Below are 12,652 nucleotides of genomic sequence, written 5' to 3'. Positions count from 1 at the left end.
ATGAAGAAAAGATGAGGAGGCTGCTATCAGCGCTGGAGATGATCGTGATCGGCGGTGCTATGCTGGCCGGAATCGGCATCGGCCTGGTCAATGCCGCTCGCGCGATCGGCAGATGGCTCTTCTGACCGCCGGCCACGGACCAGCCGCCACAATGCAGCGCCACCGCGCCAGACGTAGCCGGTCGCTTCCAGCGCAAGCCCGACCTTATTGAGGCCGCGCGCCATTTTACCGAAGCCCATTACCTATCCCCCGCCTGCGCCGTTTCACCCGGCTTCAGCACAACGTCAGGGCGATCGGCCGAAGGCTGTGCCGCAGCGGCGATAGCGAGCGCCTGGCCCACTTGCTCCCGCACGACATTGCTGCCGTTGCTCGAACCGAGATAATAGCCCCATGCCCCAGCGAAAGCCGCGATCAGCGCGCCCTTCATCGTGTCGTCGGGGTTGTGGATGTAGGCCGCTGCGAATCCGATGATGATCGTGTAGGCAATGATGAACTTGGGATCGCGGAAGCCGGTCACGGCACCAGCTCATAATGCGGGCCATCAATGAAATCCGGGCCAGGATGCCGCTTGCAGTAGGCGGCGACCGCCTCTTTCATGCTCTGCGGCGCATCGGTCCCATATTGCGCCATCGTCCGATCCCAGATGCCTCCCCAGCGGATGCGGTGCGCGACGCCCTGCGCCGTTGCAGCCTTATCCATCGCAACAGCGATCCGGTAGATCGGCTCCCATTCCCACCTGGGCTGGCCGGCGATCCATGGGACCAGATCGACGGCATGGCCTTTCCCGTCGGGCTGGCGCAAGTGTTTGGACGCGAGCGTCCTGGTCACGCCGCGCTTCATATACTCCTTCTGCGTCGCCAGCGACCGGACACCCTCGAAGACGGTAAAGTCTTGTTCGGTGATGGATATCGCCGCGCGCACGACGCTCACGATGATCGGGTGCACGCCGACAAGCGCCGCATTCGATTTCGCGCCGAGTGAATAGGTCATCGGAACCTCCCTTGTTTCAATTGCAGCTGCTTTTGATGCTCATCGTTCGTCCCCTGTGGCTGGCGCCGATTGCGCTTGGTCGAGGGCCGCCTCCGCGCGTGCCATGGCGAGATCGAAATCCACCGGGAAAGATGCGGCCAATAGATGGTCGGCTTCGGCCAGAGCGGTGTGCTTTGGCTCGATTCTCAGCAGCGCCCCGGCGACATGATTGAAGGCCCGCCGGAGGGCGAGGTTCTGACGTTCCACCGTCCCGACCCGCTTAAGCGCGTCAGCCAGCTGCTGCTTGATCTCTTCCCGGATTTGCTGCCATTCCCGGTCCGCGCGCTCTTCCTGCGCGTCGAGGCGCGCGGCGCGGCGTTCCGACCATCGTGTGATGACCCCGACGATCCAGCGAAGCGCAAAGAAGCCACCGCCAGCGCTAAAGCTGCCCGCCGCTACTTTCGCGACATCGGTCGCGATTCCGGTATCGTCCATCACTGCGCCGTCGCGCCTTGGACATCAGCGCTTCCTGTGGCTGCAATCATCGCCTCGATGCGATCAAGCCGGCGGCGCTGGAAGGCGGCCTCGACCACCAGACATTCGTCGTATCGCAGGCCCCACAGGTTGCCCGCGGCGCGATACGGCGTGTCGATGTAGGTTTCCCCGGTTTCATAGTCTTCGGTGATCAGCTGGCCCGTTTCGTCCTCGACCTCGCGGCGCGCCATGACCGGCAATCTGATCTCAGGCTGCTCGTCCCACTCGTCGTAGCAAACGAGGCCCAGCCGGATCGCCGCCCCGGTGCCCAGCCGCGCATCGATCGCGTCGCGGACCTGCTGCGCGACCGCGCCAAAATGCCAGCGGGCGTCATCGCCCTTCGCCGCATAGGCGTCGTTGAAGCGATAGGCCTTCCATTCCACGGCCGCCCAGGCGTCCAGCAGCTCATCGGTGATCGTGCCGATGTCGCGCTTCGATCGCTCGTCGGACGTGTTGATGGCCCCGGTGGAGACATAGGCGACGGTAAAGCGATAGGCGCTGGCGCCCAGCGTATGCGCATTGTCGGTCATTGGCAGGATGTTACCGGCGTTCGAGAATTCGCCGTTCGACCGGATGACCTTTTGCGTGGTGACCAGGGTGCCAGCGTCATCGGCGCGCCGCATGGTCCAGTTGTCGCCACTGCCGCCGCCGGCGCGCGGCTCGGCATTCTTGCCCACGTCCCAGCAATTGACGCCGGCACTTCGGAAGCGGAGCAGCGCGAACTGGCCGGACAGGGAATCGATATAGGAGATCGCCGCGCCGGTCGGATGGCTGACGGTGATCGTCGTCAGACCCGTCATCGATGTGATATCGCTGTTCGCGCCCGACTGGGGATCGACCTTCCATCCCGTCGGGCCGGTCCCGTTGGTCTTCGTGTAAGTGTGGCCGCTGACCACATCGCGGAAGGTGGAGGCGGGGCCGGCCGACACCACGCCCTCCGGCGATGCGCCGCCATTCTGATCGAACAGGGTGGCTGATCCCATGTAATGGCGCAGATATCCATCCGCGAGCTTTTCGACGCCTTCGACCACACCGGCGATGTTGACCGTGGAAAAGGTGCGAAAGGCTGACATGGCGCACGCCGCGCCCAGGGATATGCTGCTGAACGTCTTGGGGCCAACCGATCGCGCTAGGGCGATGAAGGAAGGGCCGGGCGCTGACACGGACGCCGGATCGATCACCAGGCCGTCGATGTCGAAGACCGATGTGATCAGCGATCGTGCGGAGCCGGACTGACCAATGCCGCGAATCGTGCCGCCCTTAATCCCAACATTCTTCGCGACGATCTCGTCACGGCCCTCGGAATTGTTGATCTGGATGACGTTGGCGCTGGTGTCGTGGAGGTTTACATCGTTGAGGGTCACGCCGTCGATCTCGACGCATCCATCAAGCTCCAGGATCGCAGCAGGCCGCTTGGCAGCGCCATCGACCGTTGCGGTGGTCGCTCCGCCCAAGGAGCCTCCATTAACATTCAGCCCGATGCACCGGGTGCCAGGGTTAAAGACGATGATCGTTTTGCCGCAAAGGTCGGCGATGTTGCCCGTCATATCGCCGTGACGCCAGCCGCCCTCAGCGAAGTCAGTATCGACCACCATCAGCTGGTTGCCGAAATCCATATGGTTGAGCGAGACGCACGCACTGCGGGCGATGTAGTTGCGAATATTCAGCAGCGTCCCGCTCGCATGCAGGCGGTTGCGCGTGATCCGAAGCGCTCGTCCGGCATAGCGCGGATCGATCTCGCCCTCCGACCCTTCGACGCCGGTCTGCGGCCAGTCGCTGATGATCGCAAAACCACTCTTGGCATGGCTGAACTGGTTGAGATCGGCGAGCAGGCCGCGCCCGTAGCATTTGATGCCGGTATAGACGTCGTAAAATTGGTTCATCAGGAACGACACGTCGATATCGTCGCTGTTGCCGCTCTTCTGCACCATGATCGCGACATTGTCGGGGGAGTTCTCATCGCCGCAGAATTTCATGCCGACGAAGCGCTGGCGGCTCGTGCGCACGTGCCAACAAGGCTGGCTGGTGTTGTTCGCCGGCGGGCTCCACCGGATGAACGCGCCACCGACGGCAGGCTCGTTCGCGCTCGCGCCCAGGCCCGACATGCCGTAGAAGCTCTGACCTGCGATGGTGGAGATGATCTGCTTCTCGCCGACCCAATAATCGCCGCTGCGGAATGCGACGTCGTCGCCCGTGTTGATGGCGGCCTGGATGCACAGCCAGTCCCACGGATCAGTGAGGGCGGTCGCATGGGGATAATCTGCCTTCACGTCCGCAAGGTTCGTGTAGCGCCGTGGCGCCTCTGGCGAATTCAGCATATCCGCAATCGTACGGCGGCTGCCATCGGCGAGGGCGCCACATTTTTGCGGGGTGATGGCGGTGTCGATCGCAGCCGCGACGTCCGCCCGGACCCGCTCCTCCGACGGCAGAAGTATCTCTTGCCCGTCGGCCAGGGCCAGCTTGTAATAGCCGCCCGGCCCAACCTTGCCGCCCAGCTTGTCGAAGCTGTCAGGATCGGCGATCGATCCGGTCGCCAGTTTCCGCTGCGCGCCAGACCAGTTCAGGTAGGTGGTGGCGAGATTGCCTTCCGTCACCACAGCGCGCGCCGCCGCGTCTTCCGCGACATCGGCGCGGTCGCCAGCAAAGGTGGCGCTGCCCACCGCCGCATCCCTGGCCGCCTCGGCCGCCTCTTTGAATGGACGGGCGCTTTCAGCGCCGGCGGCCAGATAGCGCTGGTCCATCTTTTCCAGCGTCGGCTCATCGATGATCCCGGCATCATATAGTCGGCGCTCCGCACCGAAGCCGGGTCGCCCGCGCTCCGTCACGATCTTGCGCTGCGCCGCGACCGTGACGTTCAGCAGCGGCACGTCCATATATTGCGGCACGACGTTGCCGGCGATGTTGGACCCCGGTTCCACCGCCACGCGCTCGGTCAGGCGGCTGCTGGTTGCGCCGCCCGTCACCTCCATGAAGTCGTAGGAGAGGCGACGGGTGAGGCCCGCCACATAGATCTGGCTCGCCTGCTCGGCCGTGCCTAAAGCGACGGCCGTGCGCGCCAGGGCGTCCAGCTCGGCGTCGATGACCAGGATCGGTTGCGTCTGGTCGGTATAGCGAATAGCCAGCGCGAAGGTGCGCCCGGTCAGGTCCGACAGGTCGCCATTCTCTTCGGAATAGCCCACTTGCAGCGCAAAGGGCTCGCCGGCACGCACAATCAGCGCGCCAGCGGGGGAAAGTCCCGCCAGGGTCATGTCTAGTCCTTTTCTGAGCTAAATCTTTTAGGCTGCTGCGCCGGGTTCCGGCGGCCATGCTATGACAGAGGGGTCGCCGTCAGCCTGTTCGGGCAGGTCGCGCAGCGCCTGCCTATATTGCGACCAGGCCTCCCGCTGATCGGGAGCAAGCGGGACATCGGCCAACTGGGTCCAGTCGCTACGGGCCAGGCGGGCGTCCCTCTCCATGCGCAATTGCGCCCAGGCGGCCGAAGGCGCTGGCGCCGTCGCGATCACGGACAGTCCGTCCTGGCTGATGATATAGTCGCCGGCGGCGGGCGCGGCGATCACCGCTTCGCCGGACCGCGCCAAGCGATGCGCCTGATCCTCCGCTGACACGCAGAGCCGCGGCGGATGGCCTGGCAGACCGATCATCCACATCATTTATAGGCCCTCAGAGCGCGCAGGGTTGCTGCGCCTCCGTTGATCGACACGCCAGAGGTGCCCGCCACCTCCAACCGCGCTTCGTAGGTCCCGGCGGCGATGTCGAGAAACCCGGTCGCCGGCACATGATGGTCAACATTGCCGCTACCGGATGATACCGGCAGGTCCGTGCCGCCGATCGACAATATCAGCCTGTAGGCCCAGCTTTGCCCCGACGCGAAGGTGATAGCCATGGTCGCATCCAGCATGATGCGACCCGCCAGCGCCATGGTTAAGTCGAACGCTACCACCTCCAGGTAATTGCCGATGCCGGTGCAGGTGATGGTCGATCCGTTGGCAGCCCCAAGCGTGTCGGTTATCGCATTGTCCACGACCTTTTCGGTCGACACGGTATCATCCGCCAGATGCTCCACCTGAAGATCGGCGGTGGTGACCGGCCCCAGGATCAGACGGTCGCCGATGACGCCGCCGACGCGATAGCTGATGCTGACCTCATACTCGCTGGCCTGCATGACATTGACGATCTGCTTGCGGGTTACCGTCGGCGGCTCGACCGCATTGCCGACCCATCCTGCATTTTCCGCCTGCCCCGGCACATAGAGGCGATGTTCGAACAGCACGGCTTCGGCATTGGGGTTATCGACAGCGCCCTCGACCACCAGGGCGGGGATGAAGCTGGTGGCGGTGCCGATCGCCGTCGCCACCAGCGACCAGGCCCCGGCATCTGGCGGGACGATGTCGCTACCAGGGATGCTGAGATCGGGCGTCGGCGGCGGCGTGCCGGTGCGGCCCAACGCAAAATCATGCTTGCCCGCCGTCTCCGTCCGACAGGCAAGGGTGATCGTGCCATCCATCCCGATATCGCGATTGCGCAACAGGACAGGACGATCGATCAGATTGGCCTCCGGGATGTCGGCCGTCAGGCAGTCGCCGGGCAGATAGTCGATCAGGTAAAATTTGCCAGGGAGGGTGATCGGGTCAAGCTCGCGCGCATTGAGGATGTCGTAGGCGGCCAGTTCTGCCGCCTGATCCGCCTGCTGCACGAGCGGATAGGGGACCTCGCGCGTGCGCCGCTTGCCGTCAAACGTGACATAGTCGTCGATCCGCACCACATCGATCGGGACGGTTTCCCAATCATGGGTTTCCAGCCGGATCTTGGGTATGATCGCGTTGATACGATCGCGCCGCGCCACCGTCGCCGGCACATCGCATTCGCCCACGATGTCGTCGGACGTGATCGTCCCGATCGAAACCCGCGGCGCCGAAAAGGTGCAGCCGAGCAGCGCGCCAACTGGCATAACCTCTCCGCCTCCGGCCTGGGCGATCATCTTGAGGACGTCCCACTTGTCGTCCGCCGTGGTAAAAACGATGCCGCCGGCCCGCCATTTGTTGGCGTCGCAGACATTCGCCCAGTCGACAAAGGGCGGGAGGAAGATGCCCTCCAAAGCCAGGCCGCCGCCCGCGACCAGTTGCCCATTCTGGATTCGGCCATAGGCCCAGCTCAGCGCGTGCAACGCGGGGTTTTCGCCCGCCGGGATGCCGCCAGGGTCGGGACCATCATAGACCCAGCTGCTCTCGTCATCGATGCGGCAAGGGCCGGAGCCGCCGGGATAGCTGCTGTCCTGACGCGGGTCGTAAACCAGCACGCCTTCAAGCACGCGCCCGCGCTTGGGAACGCCGTTCGGGAATTTCTTGCCCTTACTGTCCCATCGCAGGGTCCACAGATCGGCCGCCAGCCCTGATAGCTTGGAATTGGCATCCCAGCCGGGAAATGTCATCAGCGGGCCGGGCAGGGCGATCGCTTCGGGGCACAGGCCCCGCTGCTCCTGCAACCACATAAATCCATGATAGGTGCCGGTCGCTTCGCCGCCGCTGAAGGTGACCGGCGCATTTTCGATTTCGAAGGTCTGATAGCCGCGAATCGGGCCAAGGCTGTGAACCGCGACCCAGCTTTCGAATTCCTGTTTCGATCCATAATATTGGCGATGGATCACCCGGCCAGCCGAATAGGTTCGCCCGATCGCATAGGGGACGCCGCTTTCCTTATCGATCGTGAATTTCGTGGCGTTACCGCCCAGCGACGTCTTGGGCTTGACAGGTCCGGCGGCGAGGGACGCGAGAGACGCCGCCACGCCCGCGATCGCGCCGACGGCGGTAAAGGTGGACGCTGCCACGCCTGCAAAGCCTGCGACGGTCGCACCCGCGGCCGTGGTGATCGATGCGCCGATCAGGCCAGCGCCCGCCGCTGCGCCGATGCCGGTGGCGACCAGAGCGGCTGCGCCGACGACCAGCGCGGCGGTGCGAACGAATTTACCCATGGGTCATACCCGCCAGGCCCCCAGGAATTCCAGCGGCTGCTGCACCACCGCACAGGGAGAATCCTCATGATATCCGAACATCCGGCCGTTGCCGACGGCGATGGCGATACCGCCACCGAAACCGTCCGTGCCGGGACACATGATGAGATCGCCGACCAATGCTTGCGCCGGGGCGATGCGCGGCATCATTGCGTCGAGCGCGGCAGCCAGATCATCGTGCCCGGCGCGGCGCAAAGCCGCCTTCGCGCCCAGTGCGGTTTTATAGGCGCCGCCACGCCCCAGGCCAGGTCGGTGACCAAGCTGGCGCAGGTGGAACGCGGCCATCCGCACACAATCCCACCTGCCCCACGTAAAGGGCTGATCGCGAAAGCGCGCCATCGTCGCCTGGGTCGCCGCCGCGCGGGTTTTGAGGTCAATGGTCATGACAGACGATCGCGGATGGCGGATGTGATGGAAGCGTAATTGACCTTGCTCGGCGGCTTCTCGACGCCCCAATAGCTTGTTCTTTCGATCCCGGTCATATTGGCCAGTCCCGTTTCGCCGGGCCACACGTCCTGATGCCAGGCGTCAGACAGCCGCACCCCGTCGTCATTGTCATGAAAGGTGTCGAATACCGATGCGGCCCGCCATTCCAGCGTCCGCGTCGCCTTTCCAACACGTAGGCGCGGCACATCGAGCGTCCCGGCGAACACCTGCAGCGGCGTCGGCAACAGCAGTCCCGTCTCGCGATCGATAACGCCGATCGCGCCGCGCACGATGCTGCCCTGCATCGCGGCGGACGAAATCGCGCCAGCCGCCACCTCGCTGGGCGGAACGAAGGTCAGGTCCCAGTCGGGCGCTTCATCGCCGACGCCATCCTTCAGTGTGCCGGCAGCGACCAGAACGCCAAACAAAGGATCGCGGCCGACAAATTTTTTCGTCCCCCACATCACTTCGCCGGCACCGACGAGATGATAGAGATTATAGTCCGGCAATCGCACCTCTATCAGCGGAGCGACAATGTATCGGCCCGGTGATGGCGGATTCCGCAGGGCGGCGACCATGGCGGGGGTCAGACGCATGTCAGTCCCTTTCCACGATCGAAATGCTGACGGGTTCGGCGCGCGCGCGGATCATCGTCACGCCCTTTTCTCCGCCGATCAACTGGCCCTCGATAATGGGCGCATCGAAATAGCACCCCTCACTGTCGATGGTCAGGAAGCGCAGCATTGGCCAGATCGGCAGCGTCATTCTGCCATCCCCGCCTGCCAAGGTGGCCGCGCGCGCGCGATAGACGAAGCGCTTGCCGGCATGGGCTATATGGAAAAATTGACGTTTCCCAACCTGATAGCCTGCCGGAAAGCCTTTGAGGTTGAGCGTCATGCCGCTCTGCCCCGCACCGTCGACTGCTACTGCGCTGCCCGGCGCGCCGATGGCCAACCAGGGCTGCGGTATGGCGATGGCCGCGTCGCCGCTGATCGCCTCTTCCAGGGCGCTCGCCCACTCCGCCGCGGCTGCATGGCTCATCACCGAAATCGCCACATCTATGGCGTATCGGTCGCCCGCGCGATGGATCGCGGTGGTTGGGCCGCCCAGCGCGCCCTCCTGATTGCCGCCAAAAGTGACAGCGCGCATATTGGCCGAAGATGGTCCGTGGATGGTCGGCAGCAATATGCTCATCGCCAGCTGCGTCCCATCTGGCGGCGGCCCCGCGCCGCGGCCTGGCTTTCACTCATCGCCGCGCCGCCCGCTGCGCCGCGCACAGAGGCTACATCCATCCCCTGGCTGATCATGCTGACGATCTGGTCGGTGACCAGCGCATTGTCAGCATAGACATGCACATGCGTGTCGCCCCGATCATTGGCCGGACCTTGCAACATCCGGCGGCTGTCGCTGGCCGTCAGCACTTGTGCGCCGCGCGGCATATTGACGATTTCCGGCCCGTTTTCGCCCACCAGCATCGATCCCGCCGGGGTGTACATGTTGCCGATGGCCGAACCGCCATTGGCCGCGCGCCCACCAAATAAGGTGCCAAGCGCGCTGGTGAGGGTGGGCAGCCCGTCACCGAACAAAGCATTTTTGATAGGATTGATCAGCGCCAGCTTCATCATTTCATTTTGGAGCTCGCGCAAAATCGTCTTGCCCAGATTTCCCCAGCTCGACCATGCGTCCGGCGAAAGGACGGTATCCACAAAGCTGCGGCCGAACTCTGTGACCTCGCTCCAGTTGCGCGCGTGTTGCTCGATCAACTGGTTGAGCGTTAGTTGCGCGTCTTTCGTGTTGACCAGATCTATGACCTGTTCGGCTGTAAGATTTCGCTCATCCCTTTCGAGGTCAAGCAGGTAGCGCTTGAGTTCGATGGTCTTCTGGATTTCGTCGCGCGATTTACCGCGCAGCTCCCATTCCAGATTGAGCAGCACGTTGCCGGCGCTGATATCGTCATTGGCCGCGCGAAAGGCCTTCTGCCGCTCCGCGATCTTGTCACCGTCAGCGGTCAGTGCATCGCGGGATGCGCCGCCGATATTCTGGTTGTTGGCCCATGCGTTGCGCTCCTTTTCCAGCGCCAGCACCTTGCGCGCGGCCTCTTCACGTAGGCGGTCCTGCTCCCGCTCTTCTTTCGTCTGGGCGCGCCGCGAAGCTGACCGGGCGGCGCTGGCCTTTTGCTGGGCGTCCTGCGCCTGATTCAGTTCGCGCTCTGCGGCGGCGATCTGGGCGGTCGCCTGCTGCTGGGTGATGGCCCCGGACTTCAGCTGCTCTTCGGCTTTCGCGCGGGTCAGTGTCAGTTGTGCCTGCGCCTTATCGACGCCGGTGACCGCCGCCGCCAGCTTGGCCTGTGCGTTGACCTCCGTCATATTGTAGGAGGGTGCAGAACCGCTGGAGAAGTCGCCAAAGGCCCGCTTCTGATCGCCCGGACGACCGCCGCCTGTCAGAAGGCGGGACTGGGCCTGCGACTGCACAACCAGCCGCGCCTGCGACGTCATGTCGGCCAGCATGCTGTTCATCGATTCAGCCTGGCCAGCCAACCAAGGCTTTTCCTTGGTCAACTGCGTCAGCATCTGCGCCGCGCGTGACGTCTGGCCGGTGTTGGCCGCGAATTTGGCAATATTGGCGAGGTCAGCATCGCCGGGGCGCAAAATCGAAAGGGAGCGTCGCGCGTCGTTGAAACCGGACTGAGCTTTGACCGCGTCGGTCTTCGTCAGCAGGACCTGGTTCTGGATGAGAGCCTGATTCTGCTCTTTGAGGCGGCCCGTCGTCTGGTCGATAAATCCTGCCAGAACAGACTGTCGCTGCGCCATGCTGTCGGCCGCATCGCCGCCACTCAGCAGCTTCTCACCCAACATAATCGCCAGCGGAATGGCGATGCCAAGCGCTATGCCGACAGGCCCGCTCAACACATTGGCCATGGCGGCAAACTTGCTGTTCCCGCTTTCCGTGCTGTTGGCCATCATTTGAACAGCGCCGATCGCCTGGGGGGCCTGCATCGCGAACGCGCGCAGCGCATCGGTGCCGCCCAGCACCTGGACAATGAAATCCTGTGCCTGGAAGCCCAGATTTTGCATTCCGGCGCGCATAGCGCCCGCGGTGGAGGTAGCCTGGCCATGCGACTGCGACACCTGGTCCAGCGCCGCCCGCTCCAGGCGCAGCTTGTCACAATATTCGTCCAGGGTGATGGCATTGGCGGCAATCAGGGTGCGTGCCTGGCCCATCTCATTGTTGAAGCGCTGCTGCGCCGCCCAGGTGGGGTCAAGTTGCGCGCGCAGAGCAGCGGCCCCAGCGGTGACGCGCTCCTGCTCGGCAAAGAGTTCGCGGAAGGCGGCCGCCGACACGCGAGCCGATCCCTCGTCCAACGTGGAATTGCTGCCGACCTTATCGTTGATCCGCATCTGCACGGCAGTCTGCGGCATGAACGCCGAGATCTTCTGCGCGGCTGATGCCATGCGGCGCTCGGCCGACTCGAAGTCCGATGCCGCCTTGTCGAACGCCTTGGACGCACGCGCGGCGGCTGCATCGCCGGCATCGCCAACCGCGCGGAAATCGCGGGTAACATCGTCCTTGCCCTCCGTCCCGAGACGGATCGCGACTTTAGGCTGTGCCATCGTCTGGATTATCCTCGGTCAGTTGGTCGAGCAGGATATGCTCGATCGTCGGGAGGACCTGCGCGAGCAGGGTAATGTCGGCATTCTGAGCGGAGCCCATCGCCAGGACAGCGCCAAAGTCGAGCGCATAGGGGGCGCTCATGCCAGCGCGCAGCTGGCGGCCGCAGCCGGATACTACGTCCCAGACGCTGGCGCCGGCGTCGCTTTGCGGTTCATGCTGTCGGTAGGGGCAGGCTTCTTTCTGGCCCTTTTCGGGGTTCGCTTCGCACCGGCCTTTTCGGTGCGCCTGACATGCTTTTTGGCAGTATCGGGCACCGGCGTCGCCCCCGCTGAAATGCCATTCAGCGAGAGCGACAAGACGTTTTTTTCCAGCTCCCTCATCACGAAGGGCCGGACATAGGCCTCATCGAGTTTCTCGAAACGGATCGGATCGGCAAGAAGGAAGATGCGCAGCCTTTCCGGCGTCACCTCGACCGGCTCGCCATCCTGATCACCAACACCGCGCCATTGGTCGATGCCGGACATCAACAGGCTTTCTGAGAGGATGTCGCCGGCATGTTCGATCAGTTCGGGCGGTAGCGGCGCGTCGTCATCTTCGGGCAGATCATTGCCAATGGCGGCGGCCGCGGCGCGGCGCGCGGTGCGCAGGGCGACGCGGCCGATCGGAATGAAGCGAACCTCGACCGCGGGCAGGCTGCTTTCCGGCGTGCTGCCCGTGACGGCTGCATCGACGGTAAACCACCATGGCTCCAACGCTTGCTTTTCAGCTTCGAGGTTGATCGCTGCCTTGCCGGACATCAGAAGCTATTCTCCCCATCGGTCCATTCGATGCGGATCTTGCGCTCCTCTTCGATGGTCCGATAGCGATTGCCGTCTCGGACCAAAGCGCCGTCCTCGACCACGAACCGGGTGACCTTGCCCGCGTCCGCATCGGCCTGGATGACCTTTTCGATCCGATCGCCGGTTTCGGCATCGACCACAGCGATTCGCGCGAGCGTTTCGACGGGTGTGATCGACTGCCCGACCTGCGCCGGCGGCGGTGCGATCGTATCGGCGTCGTCGGACGCGGCGGTGCCCTGCTTGGCTTTGACCATGACGGCCCTCC

14 protein-coding genes are annotated in these 12,652 nt (G+C 63.9%); all 14 read right to left on the bottom strand.

Annotated elements, in window-relative coordinates; translation table 11 throughout:
* Positions 1-26: 26 nt before the first annotated feature.
* The 14 genes from CEQ44_RS15405 to CEQ44_RS15345 are packed head-to-tail and all read right to left on the bottom strand — an operon-like array spanning position 27 to position 12,641.
* Positions 27-239 carry a hypothetical protein gene (locus CEQ44_RS15405; RefSeq protein WP_088183564.1) on the bottom strand — a complete coding sequence of 71 codons (213 nt, stop codon included), beginning with the start codon at positions 237-239 and terminating at the stop codon, positions 27-29.
* Positions 239-517 carry a hypothetical protein gene (locus CEQ44_RS15400; protein ID WP_088183565.1) on the bottom strand — a complete coding sequence of 93 codons (279 nt, stop codon included), beginning with the start codon at positions 515-517 and terminating at the stop codon, positions 239-241. Before CEQ44_RS15400 ends, CEQ44_RS15405 begins: the two co-directional genes overlap by 1 nt.
* Positions 514-990 carry an endolysin gene (locus CEQ44_RS15395; protein ID WP_088183567.1) on the bottom strand — a complete coding sequence of 159 codons (477 nt, stop codon included), beginning with the start codon at positions 988-990 and terminating at the stop codon, positions 514-516. Before CEQ44_RS15395 ends, CEQ44_RS15400 begins: the two co-directional genes overlap by 4 nt.
* A 39-nt stretch (positions 991-1,029) precedes the next feature.
* Positions 1,030-1,464 carry a hypothetical protein gene (locus tag CEQ44_RS15390; protein ID WP_088183568.1) on the bottom strand — a complete coding sequence of 145 codons (435 nt, stop codon included), beginning with the start codon at positions 1,462-1,464 and terminating at the stop codon, positions 1,030-1,032.
* Positions 1,464-4,751 carry a tail fiber domain-containing protein gene (locus CEQ44_RS15385; protein WP_088183569.1) on the bottom strand — a complete coding sequence of 1,096 codons (3,288 nt, stop codon included), beginning with the start codon at positions 4,749-4,751 and terminating at the stop codon, positions 1,464-1,466. The genes CEQ44_RS15390 and CEQ44_RS15385 overlap by 1 nt, the downstream gene beginning before the upstream one ends.
* Positions 4,752-4,778: 27 nt before the next feature.
* The gene (locus CEQ44_RS15380; RefSeq protein ID WP_254913682.1) at positions 4,779-5,144 is read right to left on the bottom strand and encodes a tail fiber assembly protein; all 366 of its coding nucleotides are present in this window, start codon (positions 5,142-5,144) and stop codon (positions 4,779-4,781) included.
* Between the two features lie 5 nt (positions 5,145-5,149).
* Positions 5,150-7,471 (bottom strand): hypothetical protein, encoded by a 2,322-nt coding sequence (locus CEQ44_RS15375; RefSeq protein ID WP_088183573.1) that lies wholly within the window; start codon positions 7,469-7,471, stop codon positions 5,150-5,152.
* Between the two features lie 3 nt (positions 7,472-7,474).
* Entirely contained in the window at positions 7,475-7,894 is a 420-nt protein-coding gene (locus CEQ44_RS15370) for a hypothetical protein (RefSeq protein WP_088183574.1), read from the bottom strand.
* Entirely contained in the window at positions 7,891-8,532 is a 642-nt protein-coding gene (locus tag CEQ44_RS15365; protein WP_088183575.1) for a hypothetical protein, read from the bottom strand. Before CEQ44_RS15365 ends, CEQ44_RS15370 begins: the two co-directional genes overlap by 4 nt.
* Position 8,533: 1 nt before the next feature.
* A complete protein-coding gene (locus CEQ44_RS15360; protein WP_088190030.1) occupies positions 8,534-9,130 on the bottom strand; it encodes a hypothetical protein in 597 nt (198 codons plus the stop codon).
* The gene (locus CEQ44_RS15355) at positions 9,127-11,547 is read right to left on the bottom strand and encodes a hypothetical protein (protein ID WP_088183577.1); all 2,421 of its coding nucleotides are present in this window, start codon (positions 11,545-11,547) and stop codon (positions 9,127-9,129) included. Before CEQ44_RS15355 ends, CEQ44_RS15360 begins: the two co-directional genes overlap by 4 nt.
* On the bottom strand, positions 11,534-11,689 hold the full coding sequence (locus tag CEQ44_RS24495) for a hypothetical protein (RefSeq protein ID WP_176400282.1): 156 nt from the start codon (positions 11,687-11,689) through the stop codon (positions 11,534-11,536). Before CEQ44_RS24495 ends, CEQ44_RS15355 begins: the two co-directional genes overlap by 14 nt.
* A 32-nt stretch (positions 11,690-11,721) precedes the next feature.
* A complete protein-coding gene (locus tag CEQ44_RS15350; protein WP_088183578.1) occupies positions 11,722-12,345 on the bottom strand; it encodes a hypothetical protein in 624 nt (207 codons plus the stop codon).
* Positions 12,345-12,641 carry a hypothetical protein gene (locus CEQ44_RS15345; protein WP_088183580.1) on the bottom strand — a complete coding sequence of 99 codons (297 nt, stop codon included), beginning with the start codon at positions 12,639-12,641 and terminating at the stop codon, positions 12,345-12,347. Before CEQ44_RS15345 ends, CEQ44_RS15350 begins: the two co-directional genes overlap by 1 nt.
* Positions 12,642-12,652: the final 11 nt, after the last annotated feature.

Origin of the sequence: Sphingobium sp. Z007 (assembly GCF_900013425.1) — a bacterium.
Taxonomy (GTDB): domain Bacteria; phylum Pseudomonadota; class Alphaproteobacteria; order Sphingomonadales; family Sphingomonadaceae; genus Sphingobium.
The sequence above is the reverse complement of the archived record's forward strand: the minus strand, read 5'-3'. Positions and strand labels throughout refer to the sequence as shown.